The organism is Obesumbacterium proteus (genome assembly GCF_001586165.1).
GTDB classification, from domain to species: Bacteria; Pseudomonadota; Gammaproteobacteria; order Enterobacterales; family Enterobacteriaceae; genus Hafnia; species Hafnia protea.
In genome coordinates this window covers 68,496-87,059 of record NZ_CP014608.1, presented here as the reverse complement: position 1 = coordinate 87,059, position 18,564 = coordinate 68,496, and the positions used below count along the sequence as shown (strand labels likewise).

At 47.6% G+C, this 18,564-nt stretch carries 17 protein-coding genes and 2 pseudogenes; 16 read left to right on the top strand and 3 right to left on the bottom strand.

Translation table 11 applies throughout. The annotated features are described in order from the left end of the window. Nucleotides 1-6: 6 nt before the first annotated feature. The 3 genes from DSM2777_RS00445 to DSM2777_RS24345 form a co-directional block, all read right to left on the bottom strand. Complete coding sequence (locus DSM2777_RS00445) at nt 7-567, bottom strand: LbetaH domain-containing protein (protein WP_061552854.1); 561 nt, start codon at nt 565-567, stop codon at nt 7-9. Then, nucleotides 557-1,486: a GTP cyclohydrolase FolE2 gene (gene folE2, locus DSM2777_RS00440; protein WP_061552853.1), complete on the bottom strand. Its 930-nt coding sequence runs from the start codon at nt 1,484-1,486 to the stop codon at nt 557-559. The genes DSM2777_RS00445 and folE2 overlap by 11 nt, the downstream gene beginning before the upstream one ends. A gap of 123 nt (nt 1,487-1,609) precedes the next feature. Continuing rightward, entirely contained in the window at nt 1,610-1,765 is a 156-nt protein-coding gene (locus tag DSM2777_RS24345) for a hypothetical protein (protein ID WP_156088307.1), read from the bottom strand. 1,028 nt (nt 1,766-2,793) lie between these two features. Between DSM2777_RS24345 and DSM2777_RS24030 the strand changes: the two are divergent. The 16 genes and pseudogenes from DSM2777_RS24030 to DSM2777_RS00350 form a co-directional block, all read left to right on the top strand. Continuing rightward, a pseudogene (locus tag DSM2777_RS24030) lies at nt 2,794-3,292 on the top strand (transposase); the annotation flags it as partial. Between the two features lie 50 nt (nt 3,293-3,342). Next, complete coding sequence (locus tag DSM2777_RS00430; RefSeq protein ID WP_061552851.1) at nt 3,343-3,738, top strand: IS110 family transposase; 396 nt, start codon at nt 3,343-3,345, stop codon at nt 3,736-3,738. Between the two features lie 23 nt (nt 3,739-3,761). After that, nucleotides 3,762-4,906, top strand: a pseudogene (locus DSM2777_RS00420) (IS3 family transposase). 371 nt (nt 4,907-5,277) lie between these two features. Further along, nucleotides 5,278-7,464 carry an AAA family ATPase gene (locus DSM2777_RS00415; protein WP_061552849.1) on the top strand — a complete coding sequence of 729 codons (2,187 nt, stop codon included), beginning with the start codon at nt 5,278-5,280 and terminating at the stop codon, nt 7,462-7,464. Nucleotides 7,465-8,334: 870 nt separating this feature from the next. Further along, nucleotides 8,335-8,838, top strand: a complete 504-nt coding sequence (locus tag DSM2777_RS00405) for a sugar dehydrogenase complex small subunit (RefSeq protein WP_061552847.1) — start codon at nt 8,335-8,337, stop codon at nt 8,836-8,838. A gap of 55 nt (nt 8,839-8,893) precedes the next feature. Next, nucleotides 8,894-10,498, top strand: a complete 1,605-nt coding sequence (locus DSM2777_RS00400) for a GMC family oxidoreductase (protein ID WP_061552846.1) — start codon at nt 8,894-8,896, stop codon at nt 10,496-10,498. 11 nt (nt 10,499-10,509) lie between these two features. Then, the gene (locus tag DSM2777_RS00395; protein ID WP_061552845.1) at nt 10,510-11,859 is read left to right on the top strand and encodes a cytochrome c; all 1,350 of its coding nucleotides are present in this window, start codon (nt 10,510-10,512) and stop codon (nt 11,857-11,859) included. 396 nt (nt 11,860-12,255) lie between these two features. Beyond that, nucleotides 12,256-13,416 (top strand): IS30 family transposase, encoded by a 1,161-nt coding sequence (locus DSM2777_RS00390; RefSeq protein ID WP_061552844.1) that lies wholly within the window; start codon nt 12,256-12,258, stop codon nt 13,414-13,416. A gap of 437 nt (nt 13,417-13,853) precedes the next feature. Then, the gene (locus DSM2777_RS00385; protein ID WP_061552843.1) at nt 13,854-14,195 is read left to right on the top strand and encodes a hypothetical protein; all 342 of its coding nucleotides are present in this window, start codon (nt 13,854-13,856) and stop codon (nt 14,193-14,195) included. Nucleotides 14,196-14,302: 107 nt separating this feature from the next. Beyond that, entirely contained in the window at nt 14,303-14,632 is a 330-nt protein-coding gene (locus DSM2777_RS00380) for a hypothetical protein (protein ID WP_237087802.1), read from the top strand. 75 nt (nt 14,633-14,707) lie between these two features. Then, complete coding sequence (locus DSM2777_RS00375; RefSeq protein WP_061552842.1) at nt 14,708-15,313, top strand: hypothetical protein; 606 nt, start codon at nt 14,708-14,710, stop codon at nt 15,311-15,313. Between the two features lie 68 nt (nt 15,314-15,381). Then, nucleotides 15,382-16,383, top strand: coding sequence for an ArdC family protein (locus tag DSM2777_RS00370; protein ID WP_061552841.1), 1,002 nt, complete (start codon nt 15,382-15,384; stop codon nt 16,381-16,383). Between the two features lie 8 nt (nt 16,384-16,391). Next, nucleotides 16,392-16,679: a TA system toxin CbtA family protein gene (locus DSM2777_RS00365; RefSeq protein WP_061552840.1), complete on the top strand. Its 288-nt coding sequence runs from the start codon at nt 16,392-16,394 to the stop codon at nt 16,677-16,679. A 99-nt stretch (nt 16,680-16,778) separates the two neighbouring features. Continuing rightward, nucleotides 16,779-17,702 (top strand): DUF1281 domain-containing protein, encoded by a 924-nt coding sequence (locus tag DSM2777_RS00360; protein WP_061552839.1) that lies wholly within the window; start codon nt 16,779-16,781, stop codon nt 17,700-17,702. A 1-nt stretch (nt 17,703) separates the two neighbouring features. Next, nucleotides 17,704-18,036, top strand: coding sequence for a DUF5983 family protein (locus DSM2777_RS00355; protein ID WP_061552838.1), 333 nt, complete (start codon nt 17,704-17,706; stop codon nt 18,034-18,036). Between the two features lie 93 nt (nt 18,037-18,129). Then, the gene (locus tag DSM2777_RS00350) at nt 18,130-18,480 is read left to right on the top strand and encodes a DUF3085 domain-containing protein (RefSeq protein WP_061552837.1); all 351 of its coding nucleotides are present in this window, start codon (nt 18,130-18,132) and stop codon (nt 18,478-18,480) included. Nucleotides 18,481-18,564 lie beyond the last annotated feature (84 nt).

The following is an 18,564-nucleotide window of genomic DNA, read 5'->3' as shown; positions in this document are numbered from 1 at the left end:
GGCTCTTTAAAACTCATTTCTCAAACGACTATAACCCTCAACGAGCCTAACGTTAGTTGCCGCGACATCTTCTGAAAACTGCAGGGAAGATAAATCTACTTTTGTGAAAGTATTGAGATCGCTATTCGGTCCAACATGTTCGCAAGAGGGTATGTAAAGTGCAGGCGGAAGTGTTATACCATCGACTACAGCGTTATAGCGAATAACACAACCCTCCCCGATAACACAATTAAATAGGACACTGTTAAATCCGATAAATACACGGCTTGCAACTTCGCAAGGTCCGTGCACAATCGCACGATGCGCTATCGAGGTATGTGATCCAATAACTACTCCAGCACCGCTTTTAGAATGAATAACAACACCATCCTGAATATTGGAATGAGATCCTATTATAATAGGAGACATATCCCCATCTTCGTTGAGTTCATCAGCACGGATAACCGCATAAGGGCCAACATAGACGTAATCTTCGATAAAAACTTTCCCACAAATAATTGCGGTGGGATCAACGTAGGCTTTTTCAGATACAGTAGGGGTATGACCGGATGGATTTTTACGCAGCATAGAAACCTCTTTTCCAACTTGTACGAGCGACTGCATTATGTGCATGCAGACTTTCCTGGTGTTCAACTTGAATATCAACGCGATCAAAGTGACATTGATTTTTTAACGCATTATAAAGCCTTCTTGCCGCATCCTCACAAAACATGAGGTTTTGTCCATTTGCAATTGCAAAAGCTTGTTCATCATTGCGCTTAACCACGGTTTGTACCGGGGTAGACAGTGCCACTTCAATTCGATTTATTAATTCGATAACTGGGAATTGAGAGGCATTAAGGCCTAATCTAACCGTTATCCAGGCCCAGCTTCGCTGACTGTGAGGTGTAGCGGGAAGCCCTCGCTCTATAAGCCATTTGGATACATCTTTCTGAGACACACTGTCCCCGTGACTGTCAAAGTCAAGATTGAATTGCTGTTGTGCAACTTGGACACTTAAAGCTGCAGAACTAGGACATGTCGACGAGTAAGGTACGCCTATTTTAAGCGTCAATATCAGGCTATCAGCAAGTGTGGCATCAATTTCTAATGGATACGCCTTCCATCCTCTATTGCCGGATAACATTGAAGAGCGAGACAGTAATATATCCCCACTAACACGCATATTGGCTTGTGAAGTTTGACCTTCATGAGAAGAAAGGAAGTGGTTGAGCGTTTTTTCGATACGCTGTGGAGTAAGCTCCCCTTGCGTGAGCTCATCGAGCCCTTGATAAAGGCGAGACATATGTATTCCCTTCTGTCCCTCATCTCTGGAGATGAGGTTAATACCCGCATTAACAAAGGCACTTACCGGCCTCCCTGAGATTTCTACGGGAAGAGCTATTCCTTCCATTCCTACCCAATCAAGCCCAATGTTACTCGCTTTATCCTTCATTGCCTGTGCGTCCGCTAGGGGACCTTCAGGAGTTCCAACCATTACACTCATACATCCTCAATTTATTACATTAAAAAACAAATTTGAGTTATGTTATAACATAACAAAAGTGTCATTTCTTTAACTTTTTTTGCTCATACAATTGATTAATACACGGAGATATAAATTCACTGCTTAATGTGTTTGATTTTTGACCACTTCAGCCTGACGTTTGCTGTCAAGAAAATCGGAGATAATTTGAAAAAACAACTCGAATATTTTAGAATTTAATTCATAATCTATTTTCAATAACTCCTGAGCAAAAACCTTAAGCCCCTGAATGATTTTCATCAATAAGTACTTTCATCAGAATTTCTCTGTGCATGCTCTAATGAAATACCAGAACATACAGGTCATGATTAGAATAATAATTAAAAAGGTTCAATATCAGCTTTTCATTCACAGGTAAACCATAGATTAATTTTTTAAGAAACCGTAAAGACCATCCATTAAATTCATGGGCATTTACCTGGTCCATTGCCGGGTTCAAAAATAACGATGCAGGTATTCTTGCCAAGTTAAAAACCATCACCAGCAATCTTTTAATAAGGGTAGCATTTTAAATGCAGCGTGCTGATGTTTAGATTCTTTAATCGAGAAAATATAACCTATAAAACATCTAGGGTTATTTTTTTTGTGGCGCGAAATGAAAAATACAAGATAAAATCCATGCAATATTATTTCTTATTTATCTGCTGTGTTACTATTTTAGTGAATCCCTGAATAAAGACATGTGAACTATCTTAGGTAGAAAATTTAAAGATAAAGGGTATGTATTTGGCAGCAAGTATTTCGTAATTTAATCCATCTGTCCAAAGTGCCAATAATTTCAAGTTCGACATAGCACATTTGCTCACCCCATAATAAACATGAGCACAAATCTTACTTTTGGATTTAATGGTTTTTGTTAAATCTTCCCCAGATTTTTATCGCGAGTTTAATGGAGGAGAAGTAAATTTTTTGCATGAAATAACTTTCATTTCGCCCAGCTTACATTTATGGCCACTTCTAATGGCTTTTCATTATAAAGCTTAGTTTTAATAATATGCAGATGGCCTTCGCATAGAATATTACCTTCTGACGGCATATGTTTTTTATTTGTATGTTCAAAGACACTTTCTGCTTTGTTATTGCTTGATTATATTGAGTAATGGATTTTTCAATAACTTCATTCCTTAGGGAAGTGGTAAACTTATACACACTTAACTTGAAGGTGCAGGTTTAAGGGCTTGGAAGTTGTTGTAAGTATCCCACCAAAACGGGCCATTCATTTTTAGAGATCTTCCGACATACTGATTATGTCCCCTGAGGAGATCGCTATGCGTAAGATCCGATTCACTGAGGACCAGATCATCGCCGTCCTGAAATCAGTCGAGGCTGGCAGGACCGTCAAAGATGTGTGCCGCGATGCTGCTATTTCTGAAGCCAGCTATTACAACTGGAAAGCAAAATATGGCGGGATGGAAGCCGCTGATATCAAAAAAATCAAAGACCTTGAGGACGAGAATTGTCGTCTGAAGCAAATGTTTGCCGATCTGAGTTTGGAATGCCGGGCGCTGAAAGACGTCATCGAAAAAAGCTTTAAAACCAGCGATAAAGCGTGAGATCGTCAACTATCTGACCACGCAATTTACGATGAGCATACGCCAGGCATGCAGGACGTTATCGCTAAGCAGGACGGTGTTTCGTTATCAACCGGATACGCGACGTGATGAAGCGGTGATCCAGAGGCTGACCGAGGTCGCTGAGCGCTATCCCCGCTACGGTTTTAAGAAGCTTTTTCAGGTACTTCGCAGGCAGGGGCACGTCTGGAACCACATGCTGTAATCTTAATACGATCCCAGTCTGTGATATCCGAGGTGACTGTCATGAAAACTTTCGTTGGGCTTGATGTTTCTCAGAAGAAAACAAGCGTTTGTGTGATAGACCATAATGGCAATAAAATTCGTATGGCTAACGTCGATACCCATCCTGGGGTTATAGCTGATTATCTCTTTTCTGAAGGTTTTGATAAGTCAAAAATCGGTCTGGAAACAGGGCCGCTTTGCGTCTGGCTTTACCATTCACTCAAGAGTCTTGGCCTGGATATTGATTGTGTCCACGCCAGGCACGTCCATGCCGCTTTGTCGATGCAGTTGAATAAAACCGATCAAAATGATGCTTTTGGTATCGCCCGGCTGGTTCTTTCTGGATGGTATAAGCCGGTACATGTCAAAAGCCTTGTGAATCGCTACGGGTTTGTTAGACACCTCAGAGACATTTAAAATGGCTTAAAAAAGAGGTGCCCATGAGCGGTAAGCGTTATCCCGATGAGTTTAAAATTGAAGCGGTCAAACAGGTTGTTGGTCGTGCCCATTCCGTTTTAAGCGTTGCAACACGCCTCGATATCACCACACACAGTCTTTATGCGTGGATAAAGAAGTACGGCCCAGATTCTTCGGTAAATCAAGACCAGTCTGATGCTCAGGTTGAGATCCGACGGCTCCAGAAGGAACTGAAACGGGTTACTGATGAACGAGATATTTTAAAAAAAGCCGCGTATTTCGCAAAGCTGTCCGACTGAGGTAAGTCTTTATTCGTGACAACAGTCGTGGCTTTCCGGTTCGTTTGCTCTGCCGTGTTCTGGATGTTCATCCGAGTGGTTTTTATGCTTGGCTTCAGCAACCACATTCACGGCGATACCACACAGACCAGAAGCTGACCGTGCTGATTAAGCATTTTTGGCTTGAATCTGGATATGTATATGGCTATCGCAAGATCCACCTAGATCTGTGCGATACGGGTGAGCGGTGTGGTGCAAACCGGGTCTGGCGTTTGATGCACGGCGCTTGAGTAAAAGCTCAGGTGGGTTATCGCAGTCCAAGATCGTACAAGGGCGAAGCAAGAATTGTGACGCCTAACAGACTCCAGCGGCAATTTAATCCGATTGCACCGGATGAGCACTGGGTGACAGATATTACGTATAGCAGGACGCATGAAGGCTGGTTTTATCTTGCAGTGATCGTCGATCTGTTCTCCCGCAAAATCATTGGCTGGTCGATGCAATCCCGAATGACGAAAGATATCGTTCTGAATGCGTTGCTGATGGCACTGTGGCGACGTAGTCCACGAAAATAGGTACTGGTACATTCTGACCAAGGCAGTCAGTATAGAAGCCATAAGTGGCAGTCATTCCTGAAGTCACATGGTCTGGAAGGCAGCGTGAGCCGACGCGGCAACTGCCACGACAATGCAGTTGCAGAAAGTTTTTTCCAGCTTTTAAAGCGTCAGCGGATAAAGAAAAAGATCTATGGAACGCGGGAAGAAGCCCGCAGCGATATTTTTGATTACATCGAAATGTTTTATAACAGTAGGCGTCGGCATGGTTCAAGCGATCAAATGTCGCCGAATGAATATGAACAGCAGTATCATCAACGGCCCGGAAGTGTCTAGATTACCCGTAGCGATTCATATCTTATTTTGGTTACACCCTCAAAATAAAAATGAATCCTGATGTACTTGCCCGCCTGTCGCGGGCTTTTTTATCGCTGATAAACCAAAATACTCTTTAACTCCCCCCATAAATCCGTCCAGCCTAGCCACTACTCACCAGTTGAAAAATAGTTCAGAAAAAAACATATTCTTGTACACATTATCTGCAAACTGGCATGCTGCGACTGGTAGGGCCGCCATCTTAATAACTGTACTTTCTACCTTACAGCGTATGTTGATGTACCGGTTACCGAATTGATTTGATGGTTATCAAAGTGATTTAAATCGAAACATTATGAGGTTTATATTGTGATCCCAAGGAGGGATAAATCATGAGTACTCTTTCAGTACACAATGTACGAAGCTATCGCGGCCCAGCGCCGGTGCAATTTGATTTTAGCAACCCAGTTACCATGATCTATGGTCAGAATGGTGCAGGTAAATCAACTATTTCTGGTTATTTTTATCATCCTAATCAGGCCGAATTTTCTTCCTGCTCGTTGTCCCCGGCTATAGATATGCGCACTCTTGTTTTCAGCCAGGAATATGTAACTGATATTTTTAGTGCCCCGTTCCAGCCCGGTGTTTTTTCATTAAGCGAAGAAAATACGGCAGTTCGAGGTGAAATAGCTGCGCTCGAAGAGGTAATCAGCCAGCTGGGCGTGGAAATTGAAACCAATAGACGAGACCACCAGAATAAGACGGACATGATCGCACGCGTGAGAGAGCAGTGCGAGGAAGCCATCAAAGGCAGCGTTGCTGAAATTAAAAAAACAGATCTGTGGGATCTAATGGAAGGGGTGAAGCAGGGGCCTCGTCTGTTTCAGGCTATTACGGGTCATCCGGATACTATCGCCACTACAACCGCAGAACTGGATGCGGCATTTCGACAACTCCGGTCAAGCCAGGGCAACCGTTTATTGCCGCTTGCCGAGTTGGATATGCTAATTATCAATGAAGAAGATACAGCTCTGCTGGCTACCGTATTAGTTCCCTCAGGTGACAGCAAACTTTCTGCCGCTATAGCACAACTTGGAAATTCAGAATGGGTCTCGGCTGGAAGAGCCTGGCTCACTCAAGATGTCTGCCCATTTTGTCAGAACAGCGTTGATGCTGAACATCTGCGCAAAGACATTACGTCTCTGTTTGATCGCAGCTGGGAAGATAAAATGAGGCGTATGGAGGACATTGTTGCACAAATAGGAAGTTGGTTAGAGAGAGCAGAAACGTGGAGTACAGCAGCGAAACTCTGCCCACTGGTTGATGCCAAACATCCACTGCTGCTTGCACTTGTCGCGCTGACACATAAATGGTCCGAGAACCACCGACGCGCTGAACAAAAAATTGCCACGCCTTCTGAATCTGTTGTATTTGACGATATCGCCAGCGAAGTTGCGGATTTCCGTAATGCTTATGCTGCAGTGTCTGAGTGCATTTCTACTCATAATCACCGTGCGGATAATTATCAGATCGAATATCAAAAAATGGCATACAGTCTTCGCAGCCATATCCGGGCGTTGTCTGCTGAGGTAATCAGTGGGCATGACACCCAGGTTCGCGAACTGTCTGATGCTATCGGAACTATCGTTAAAGATCATAATTCACTGACAGACAAAGTGCGCGAGTTATACGGACAGATGCGATTGCTGAATGCTCAAATTATTAACTGCAGCGACACTGTCGAAAATATCAATCTTAGCTTAGAGGCTCTTGGAATACATGGTTTCAGAATTGATATTCATGATGCCGCACAGGATTCATATCGGCTTGTAAGGAGTGGCAGAGAGAGTGAAGAAGGAATATTCGATACGCTAAGCGAAGGGGAGAAGACCCTGATCGCTTTTTTATACTTTCTGGAAACTTGCGAAGGCAGAGCCAATCGCGATGATCATGATGTCCGTGAAAAACTGATCGTCATTGACGATCCTATTTCGAGTCTCTCGCAAAATTATATTTTTGAAATTGCCTCACTTATACAACATCGAGTGATTAGAAGCCGCATTGCCGCCAAAGTGATCGTTCTGACTCACAGTTTATTCTTTTTCCAGGAAATGCTGATTTCCGCTCCGGGTCAAAAAGACCGAAAAGGTTTGCCACCTGGGTGGTTACTTTACCGTCTTTCAAAAAATACTCACAGTATAGCCAGTCTTATCTCGGGTAATGCTTTGCTGAACGATTATCAGGCGATGTGGCATGTGTTGAAAGAGTCCCGAGACGAGCAGTTTGCTTCGATTGTCATTCCAAATACCATGCGACAGATCCTGGAGTACTATTTCGGTTTTTCAGGCAAACACGCGAAGCTAAGCGCCACACTTGATGGACTTGCTCGTGAACAAGGCGCGCCGGGATTGCGGGCATTCGCACGTTATATCAACCGTCATTCTCATGCGGATGCACGTAATATAAAACTGCTCGAAACAGCATCTGTGGCGCATTACCTGGATTGGTTTGAGCGCGTGTTTGACGCTGTAGACGATCGGGAACATTATCAATTAATGATGGGGCAGGATGTGGCATGAAATGAGGTTGTCACTTCCTCCGGATTTTCCATCAGCGGGTTGGCAAGGAGCGCGTGTGCATGCACACGTTTTCCCAGCGGCCGAGACGGAAACGCATATACTGGCGAACCAGCACTGGTTTCAGTTCCATACCGAAGTCCTCGTGACGCCGGCGGACCGCCGGCTGGCCTCATACACCTCGTACAAGCATGACTATCGTGCAGAGACTAGGGTCCGGAAGGAAGTGACTTAAAGACTATACAATAATACGTGTCTGTTTCAAAATGTAACGCATTCCAGTTATCACATTTAGCCTGGCATTTTATTCTGAAGTGAGGCTGTCAAAAGTATTTTTTTAAGGATTTTGGAGTACTTCAAGTCCGTAGACATAACTAAGACACGACGTTTGTCGGCGCAGCTCAGTGAGCCCAGAATGGTTATTTCGTGGGTACACACATCCAGGGCTGTATCCCTAAAAAGAAACGTTCCGCAAGGTCATCCTTGAGTGATCTCAGCAAAAAAATAAGCATACGTAGCAGAAGAAATCAGTTGTTACACAACTTATCTATAGATGTTATACAAGTTAAAGAGCTACACTTTTTTCTACCACTCATACACAGTAAAAAAAATTAGCGCCATAACGTCATGTAATGTTTCATTTTTTTAAAAATTCACATCAGTTTCACATTTGTAAAAACACACTTATCATCATTCCTACAAAATCAAAAAACCCGTCTCACCTCGACCATTCCCCTAACGTCATTGGCGATCATTTGCTAACTCAATATAATGACTAATGTTATTAGATAGGGCTCTTACGCTCACCCGAGACGTAAAATTCATTCTATAAATTGATTACTTTCAGAAGAACAACAAATCCAGGAACGCTAAATGATTGATATACCTAGCCGTTTTACGCGCAGACGCCTGCTGCAAGGGATGGGGGTGCTTGCTGCAACTACACTAGTCCCTACGGGCGTTTTTCCCGCGTATGCCTCATCGGCTATAAGTAACGATTTTATAACAATTTCAATTTTTCTGACTGGCCGTGAAAAGCTTTCGGCAGGCTACAGCACCGCACTCTATTCCGCGTTAACCAAATTTGATAACACCATTCCCGCTAAACTTTCTCACTTGCGCGCTTACATCGACGCAAACTCAATCAAAGCGGCAGATTTAAAAACCAGACTGAACGCGGATCTGTCCGTTGCCGATTTAATGGGGTTACCAGGGCTGCTGCTTACCGGATGGTATCTCGGCATTGTGGGTTCGGGACACAAAGCTGTCTGCGTGGCCTACGTCGATGCATTGGCCAACAAAGAAGTGGCCGACGTACTCAGACCACCCAGTTATGCCTATGGCGCCTACGGCAGTTGGGCAGCAAAACCGGTTTGATTTCCATGGTACATATTTCGTTCTCAATTCGACTCATTAAGAAGAAGTGACAAAAATGTCTGACACTATAACTACCGATGTCCTCGTCATTGGTTCGGGCGTCGTTGGCGCGCTGACGGCACGTAAGCTGGCTTTGGCCGGGCGGCAGGTGTTGATGCTTGAAGCAGGTCCAAGAATACAGCGCGATGATATTGTGACTAATTTTAGGCACTCAGCGCGTAAAGACGACTTTATTGCACCTTATCCAAATTCCAAAATAGCGCCTTTCCCTGATTATAAACCCGAAGATAATGGATATCTGGATCAGGCAGGGCCAAAGCCTTATAAACCGGAATATCTCCGCGTGGTAGGGGGGACCAGCTGGCACTGGGCCGCGCAGGCATGGCGTTTGGTTCCCAATGATTTCCGGCTGAAATCTCAGTATGGCGTAGGGCGCGACTGGCCGATTAGCTATGACGAGCTCGAACCTTACTATTACGAAGCAGAACTACTCTGGGGGGTTTCTGGTCCGGCCGAGATGGCAAAGTATTCTCCGCGTAAAGAAGCTTTCCCTCTTCCTCCTGTCAAAAAATCCTATCTAGAACAGCGGGTTACCGAACGCCTTTCGCCTAAATATGAGTTGATGACCAACACCACGGGCCGTAACTCGCTGCCCTATGATGGCCGCCCTCAGTGCTGCGGAAATAACAACTGCATGCCCATTTGCCCGATTGATGCGCAATACCACGGCGGTATTGCAGCGGATGCGGCAGAAAAAGCAGGCGTTAAATTAATCCCGCAGGCCGTGGTGTATAAGCTGGAACAAGATGGTCACGGCAAAATCACCGCCGCCCACTACTATGACTGGAATAAGGTGTCGCACCGCGTTGTGGCTGAAGTGTTTGTGATGGCCGCAAATGCTATCGAAACACCAAAAATTTTGTTCTTGTCGGCTGATGCAAAAAATCCAAACGGGCTTTGCAACAACTACGATCAGCTCGGACGTAATCTTATGGATCACCCGTCCAACTCAGCCACTTTTTACGTCGATGAACCGCTGTGGCCAGGCCGTGGCCCGATGAGTCCTTCATCCATCCAGCAGATGCGCGATGGTGATTTCCGCTCAGAATCTGCGGCCTTCCGCATCGACTTCTCGAACTCCTCGCGTGTTGCCGGCGTCACCACCAATGCCATTAAAGAAGGGCTGACCGGGCAGGAACTGGAGGAAGCTATTCGCTTTCGCTCATCCCACGAACTCAGCATCAAAAATGTGCTGGAGCAGCTACCGGATCCCAATAACAGAACCATGCTGAGCTCAGGTAAGAAAGATGCGTTGGGACTGCCCACGCCGTCATTCTCTTACTCTTACGATGAGTATGTGGAAAAAGGGATGCAACATTCATTAAGCGTCTATGCCGATATTGCGAAAATGTTAGGTGCCACCGACGTTCGTTATTCAGCTCCCGGCGTTTACAGCAACAATCAGCACATTACCGGCACGCTGGCGATGGGTTTTAATGAGAAAACTTCGGTGACCGATCGCGTGGGTAAAGCCTGGGAATATGACAATCTTTATATGGTATCGACCGGCGTCATGCCGACGGTGGCCACAGCAAATTCGACGCTCACCGCCTGTGCATTAGGACTGCGGACTGCCGACGCTATTCTTGGCAAAATTTAAGGAGAGTTACTATGAAAACGTTGCTTTCGTTAAAGATTGCAGGAGTGATGACGGGACTGTTATTGAGCCTTGCCGCGCTGGGGCAGCAAAGTGACAGTCAGTCACTGATTGAAAAGGGTCAGTACCTGGCGGTTGCCGGCGACTGTGGTGCCTGCCACACCCGTTCTGGCGGCAAGGAATTTGCCGGTGGTCTGGCGATAAAAACGCCCATTGGTGAAATATTCTCAACCAATATTACCCCTTCTAAAACGGCTGGCATTGGCAACTACACGCTCGAAGAATTTGATAACGCCGTGCGTAACGGTGTGCGCAAGGACGGGGGAAATCTCTATCCGGCCATGCCTTACACCTCTTATTCCAAAATAAGCGATGACGACATGAAGGCGCTTTATGCCTATTTCATGTCTGCCGTGCCGGCTGTTGACGTTAAAGGACCTGAAACTGCGCTTCCTTTCCCGTTTAATATTCGCTTATCAATGGCGGGCTGGAACCTGCTATTTGCCAAAGGAAAACCGTTTGTCGAAGACAGCACCAAATCGCCTGAGTGGAACCGGGGAGCGTATTTAGCCGAGGGGTTGGCGCACTGTTCAACCTGTCACACACCGAGAAATCCGCTGATGGCCGAGGAGTCAGACAAGTCACTGGCGGGTGCTTCATTGGGGACATGGTTTGCGCCGAACATTACGTCCGATCCGCATGCGGGTATTGGCAGTTGGTCACAACAGGATTTGATGGGCTATCTGGCAACGGGGCGCGCTGAAAATGGCTCTCAGGCAGGAGGACCGATGCTTGAAGCCATTGATAAAAGCTTTAGCAAACTGTCTCCTGAAGATCTGAAAGCTATTGCGACTTACATTAAAAGTGTCCCGGCTCAAAGCATGAATGCGACCTCGGAAAAACGGAAGGGAGCAGCGCCGGAAAGTTCCGACATTTCTCTGATGAATGGTAGTGCGCCGGAAGGCGCAAAGCTCTATGCCTCGCATTGCGCCGCGTGCCATCAGGTCTCAGGACAGGGTAGCAATGGTCTACCTGCACTCTTCAATAACGCTGCGCTAAGACGTCCGGTTGCAGACAATGCGGTGATGGCCGTTTTAGAGGGGCTTATACCCTCGAAAGGACAGGCGATGCCAGCTTTCAATGACAATCTGGACGACCAACAGGTCGCAACGCTGGTGAACTATTTGTTCACTACCTATGGCGACCCTAAAGTCCAAACCACGCCGGCGCGTGTGAAAGCACTGCGTCAGGGAGGCGAATCCTCTCCGCTGCTTGTCTTGGCAAAAGCCGGCATGATTGTTGTCGTTTTGGTGGTGCTCATTCTTGGCTTGATCGTGTTAAAATCACGTAGGAAACGTAAATAAATTTGGACAATGGCTGCCTATGGCAGTTGTCAGCAAGAAAAAAAGTCCTGGGCGAAAGGCCAGGACTTTAATTCATGTCACTTCCTGATTTTCGCTCATGGCAGTTCAGCTAAATAAAGAACAAGGCAAATCTAGACCTACTGGACGTTGCGGTACTCTGGGCTTGAACCACATTTCAGGATGTACTGCGAATCATCCGGTGATGGTCTTCCCGTGTGTGTTCATCAGGTACTTCTGCGGTATCAGCGAAGCCATTATGATTGTTAAAGTCAAGTGGTCGACATACATTGGACAAGATATGAGAGCTTTTCTTGAACAACTTAACGTCCGCTCCTGACTGTGAGTTCAACGGGTCGACGCAACGCTATCCTTAAAAAAAGGGGGGGGGACGTTGCCATGAAACGAAGAACGCGCATTTACTACACGCCAGAACAGAAAGCGATTATCTGGGACAGGTATAAGCAAGGTGATTCCCTGCATGATATCGCCAGAATGTTCGACAGATATCACTCTTCTGTTATGCCCACTATTCACCAAACTGGTGGTTATCGCCCTCCTGTCAGAAAGCGACACCGGCTGGCTCTTTCACTTGATGAAAGAGAGGAAATATCCAGGGGGCTGGTAGCAAAAAGTAGCATCAGGGACATCGCTGACAAATTATCAAGAGCCCCTTCAACTGTTAGCCGCGAGATCAAAAGGCATGGAGGTGCAAAACATTACCGAGCTGCAAAAGCTGATAAGGACGCGTGGGACAGTGCCCTGAGGCCAAAACCTTGCAAGCTAATTGGATGCCCCGCATTGTGTAAAATCATTGCAGAGAAGATGTATCAGGACTGGTCGCCGGAACAAATCGCCGGTTGGCTTAAACGCTGTTATCCGGATAATCAGGAAATGCAGGTGTCACACGAAACGATTTATAAAACGCTTTTTATACAAACCCGGGGAGCTTTAAAAAAAGAGCTGCAGCAGTGCCTAAGAAGCGGAAGAGTAGTACGTAAATCCAGAACGACATCACTTAAAGGAAAGGGATTAGGCTCAATTCCGGATGCAATATCTATCAGCGAAAGGCCATCTGATGTTGCAGACAGAGCCATACCAGGTCACTGGGAGGGAGACCTGATACAGGGCTCTAAAAACTCATATATTGTCACGATGGTAGAACGCCATTCCCGCTTTGTTATGCTTGCCAAAATCAGTGATAACAAGACAGCCACAGTCATATCCGCACTAATCAAACAAGCCGGGCAGCTGCCTGTTGAACTGTATAAAACATTAACTTGGGATCGAGGGGCGGAAATGACTAATCACACCCTTTTTACTGTAGCGACAGAAATTGAGGTCTATTTTTGTGATCCTCAATCTCCCTGGCAACGCGGCTCCAATGAAAATACGAACAGATTGCTTAGGCAGTATTTTCCAAAAGGAACTGACTTATCAGTTCACAGCCAACAAAGACTAAACAGTGTTGCCATGCAGCTCAACGAGAGGCCAAGAAAAACGCTAGACTATGAATCACCCGCAGAGCGTTTTAACCAATGTGTTGCATCCATCGGTTGAACTCACAACACAGAGCGGCCTTTCAGATTAGGTTTGGCTCTGTGCCGCTGCTGTATCAGGTCAAGTCTGAGCTAATACAGCTTATAGTACTACGTGGGAAAATCTATACGTTGACGCTATTGCCGGAGATGCGCGGATTGTGTACGATTAATTTGCTTACGTTGTCTCTGACAACTGCCAATGTTCCGGTGATTTGAGAGGGACGCCTTCGGGTAATCACATGCCAATGCCATCATGACCTGAGAGATGGCGCTTTCGGGCGGTGTTAAATCTGTTAACCTTTGCAAACAGAGACCTTCGGGTTAAGGCTCACTTCACACGTTTTACTCTTTTCGCTCTACCTCACGGCGTTTTGCCATCTAGCTTTTCACATTTTTTACTCTGCCGGGACTTTGCTCCCTGCGGGCATGGTACCCCTTTACTTCGAGGATTTTACCATGTCTTCATACGACATCACTGTCGGGCGTATCCATGCGTGTACACGTTCAACTGTCGATTTTATTGTGCTGGTTTCTGACATTGAAACGGCATTACTGTCGATACGTGCGTTGGAACGTTGTGGTATTGCGGATGACGTCGATGCTGACGGCTTCCCATCACGAACCTGGGAAATAATTTGGATCGCTAAACATCTCGGCCAGGCCTGCGAGTCCGGCCTGATACCAGATTATCTTTTTCAAAAGTATGTGACCGAGCTCGTGCTTCTTGGTCACGCTATAGATGCATACGCCTGGAGTTATGGTTTCCGTAAAGGCGTCGAGGCTGTTTACGATTATTAATTGCGTTTCACTCATGTCCTGACGGGACTATCTAACTGACCACCCACGCGGGGAAACTTCCCCCGCTGGTGGTGAAGATTTCTCCGCTCAACTGCAGGAGAAACACCATGAAAATTATCATTTCATTTTTACAGAAGGCGTCCGATGTCCTGGCTCATTGTTCTGCTGTGCTTGGGCAGAACGACAATGACTGGTTTACTAATCGTACGGGGCATCTGAGTTTTCGTCCCGAGGTGATTCGAAACGGCCAGGGGCAGTTTATCGCCACGATAGCGTGCCGCACGGGGTGCAATTCCAGAGACTGGAAGGTACAGGGTTTTGGTACCTGCGGCCAATGGCGATCTGCACGTCAGGCCATGAAAGCGGCCCGAATAATGGCCCGCGATCTGGCTTTGTACCGTTATCGTTTTAGCGATGGTGCTAAAAACGTCGCGTAATACCTTATTTGACCTTACTTCCCGGAGAGACTTCCTCCCGGGAAGTCTCTCCTGTGAATCACAGGGGTCTTTATCATGTTCCGTTTTACTTCCGCTTCTCTGCGTAAGGTATTAACTCTCCCGTCCGGCCTGAATAAACCGATCACGTTAGAAAACGGCTACGGCTTTTACATCCGGGCTGAGGATGAAAAACAACCCGGGTATATGAACATGGCTTATGCCGAGGGTTTCGATCCCCGACGAGACGATGGATGGGAGGAAAAGATCTACGAACTGCTTCCAGGCATCGACTATTCCTTCACCTTCTTTATCAGTCACACCACGAGGGAGGCGATCCTCAAGGAACATCATGACTTCTTGGTGACGCCCCTGATTTCAACCGTACGGAGTGAAACCCGGCTTCCGGAGAAAGTTTTTATACCGGTCGCAGAGTTCCGAAATGGTATCGAACGGATGTTTGATCAGTCGCATAAACACTTTCATGCCTGCGTAGGTCGGCGGGAGAAAGCAGCGTGGCGTCTGGCGGCACTTTATGTGCTCGATGACGTTATCCGTACTGATTGCAAGCGGGCAAAACCGGCTGACCACGAACAATTTGTTCGCGCGTTCTCCCGGCTCAAAGACCGAATAAGTTCGGTGACACCGACAGGGGACATTATCACCCCTTATCTCACGCATTAATTTTCATCCACTCCCAGTGGCGTATCCCGCCACTGGCCGGGATACGCCCTTTTTTTAAGGTTTATCCCATGAAAAAACATACCTCAGCCCGCAGGGCATCCAAAACTGAACGTGCGGACCTGTATCAGCAGGTCACTGACAAAATCATTGCGGCTCTTGAGAAAGGCACCGCGCCCTGGCGTAAACCTTGGCGTGCTGCACAAAAGAGAACCGGCAGCTGCCTGCCAGCGAATGCCACAACAGGCAAAGCCTACAGCGGGATAAATATTCCACTGCTTTGGATGGCGGCGGAGGAGTGTGGGTTTAGCTCTGACCGCTGGCTCACCTTCCGGCGGGCGCAGCTCGCCGGCGGACACGTCCGCCCGGGAGAGACCTGCAGTCTTGCTGTAATTTTCAAACCGTTTGAGGTCCAGGCGGAAGATAAGCAGGGCACCAAACTTACTGACGAGGATGGTAACCCCGTCATGGAGTCCCGGACGATGATCAGACCTCTGCAGCTGTTTAACATCCAGCAGTGCGACGGTCTGCCGGCAGCGTTTTCCGATGAACTGGACATATTGATGACTGAAGAAGAAGTGGAGACGGTTTCTGTACCTGTGATGAACCGGGTGATGGAAATTTTCAACGCGAGCGGCGTGGCCGTCAACTTTCTGGAGCAAAACCGTGCCTATTACCGGCCGGTGGTGGATCAGATAGTGATGCCCACCTCCGGGCAGTTTTTTACTGAGGCTGATTACTGGTCCACGTTACTTCACGAACTGGTGCATGCGAGTGGGCATCAAAAACGGCTAAACCGGGAGGGAATAACTTCATCAACCCGAAAATTCGGAGATCCGGTATATGCGTTTGAGGAGCTCATTGCCGAGATGGGCAGCGCCTTTCTCTGCGCAGAACTTGGCGTTTACGGTGAGGTGCAGCATGAAAGCTACGTCAGTGGCTGGCTAAAGGCCCTCAAAGAAGACAAAAGAGCGCTGTTCCGGGCATGCCGGCAGGCGCGGGAAGCGTCAGAGTTTCTCTTAACTCTGACGGCTGACACTCAGGCAGTATCAACGGCCTCAAAAGTGGCCTGAAGGAGACAATGATGCAGACACCACAATTCTGGCAGGCCACCGCATCGGCGCTGCTGGCCAGGCACTATGGCCTGACGTTGAATGATACCGATTTATGCGACGATGCCTGTGTGGCAGCGTTGCAAAAAGCGGGCGTGAAGCCCTTTGAAGCCATTAATGACCTGGTGGACAAATATCATCTGACGCACCTTGAAGACTCTGCTTACCTGCCACGCTCGCCTTATCTGAGCGCGGCCGATGAGCTGATTGCCGGCCTTGAGGCCGGTGCCACACTCGGGATTATCAGCCACCTGTGATCCGGGGCTGACCCGACTTAACCTGTAAACCACCCATCGGGGGAGACCTCCCCCGATGGGGAGGCTCCCTCTTTTATAGTCTGAAGAGGAGAAGTAACGATGTTTGAATGGTGCAAAAACCGCTTGGAAATTACCGGCCGTTCCGTGTTTATCGACGTCATGCTGCAGTGGGTTACCGGCGATGAGGTGCCGCTATACCGCCACGCCGTACAACAGAGCATTCAGCTGTTTCTGGCAGGCTCAGGCGGGGTGCTTAAGCCGGTGAAAACTGTGGAGTATCTCCCTTATCCGGAGTTGGTCTCCCACGGAACCGGTCCGGCTGTCGCCTCCAACCTGGCTTTCCAGCACTGGCTGGAATTACTGCAGAAGGATGCGGTACTTAATCCGGATACCGTCAGACAAATTGACCGTATCTGGACGCAGTCAGGGCTCGGTGCTGTCCGGTGGGAAGCTCTCCCGATAGGAGCACGTCAGATAATGGCGCAGCTGATGACCCGGCAGTACGTTGACTGGTTTGGTGTGGCCACCTGGTCACCCCATATCAACGGTGGTGAATGTTGGGAGAAACAGGGGAGAAGACCTGAGCGTGCCTGTCACTGCGACATGCTGATGATTATTCCTTCCCGGCTTGCGGCGGAAATCAACGGCAACAGCCGCCTGCTGGCAGGTATGTCCAGTACGGGCAGTTTGTACAGCCGCATCCACGGGGTGGAGTGGCCGTGTGGCCATAACGTTCTCTGGCATCGTGATCGTATAAACAGTTTGCGCCTGGAGTTTGATTCACCGTCATATCCGCCTTCCAGCGAGCTGATGGGGGAACTCTCGGCCGTGTTTGACTGTGAGATCCGCCACTGGTATCAGGAGCCGGTCAACGGTGTCCTGGGTTATGACTGTTATGACCGCGGAGACCACGTTGACAGCGGGAAGTACGGGGCGGGGCCGTTTTCGGCTCTGTTGATGGCTTTCCCGCCGGAGGCGCTGCCGGTGCAGGAGCAAAGTGCATCACCGGCAGGGGATGCTTAACATGGTCACTATCAACGATGTGCGACCGGTGGAACTGTACCAGTATGTCGTGTGCAGTACGGCGCACCTGACTGAACAAGATGCTGAACTGTTTCATCGTCTGGGGCATCAGCGTTGCGAGTGGGGGGATGCCGAGTGGATCCACCTCACCGGTACCGGCTATTTAGTGCGGCTGAGTGCCTATAACTTTCCGCAGCTTGAATTAAAGAAGCGGGGGTTTTCAAAAGATGCGCGCCGCCTGACCTACGTACTGACGAAGCGGTTTAATGTTTCGCTCGTTCATTTTGACTGCTGTGGTGAGATATTGGCCGGATTTGCCGTCCATGACTGGTAGGCCCATGTTCAGGCTGATATCTCGTTAACCAAACCCTAGGGGAAAATCATCCCCCTGGGGTGATTTTCCCCTTAATTTATGAAGGTGAAAATCATGTTGTTGTTCAAAAATGCCGTTCTGAAACCTGTGATGGAAGAACTGCAGGAAAAAGGAGGGAACATGCTTTTAGTGAAAGATGAAGGCATTTACCTGATGGCTGAAAAGGGCGCATTCAGACAAGGCCGCAGGCTGCATATCGCCTATGCGGAGGGTTTTGATCCCCGATTAACTGAAAACAAAGACTGGTATGAAAAGGCTTATCTCGAAGTGGGCGGCGATGACTTTGGGGAGGTTCTTGGAAACGATTTTTGGGGCACCTTCCTGGAAGAGGTCATTAATAAGGGATGTGACGTATTCATTGATGTGTCCGAAACACAATTACGTGCAGGTTATATTGAGTGTTAACAATTCAATAACATAAGCGAAACGTCGTTCCGCATCACTTACCATCCTGAAGGGGAAATATCCCCTTCAGGGCATATTTCCCCG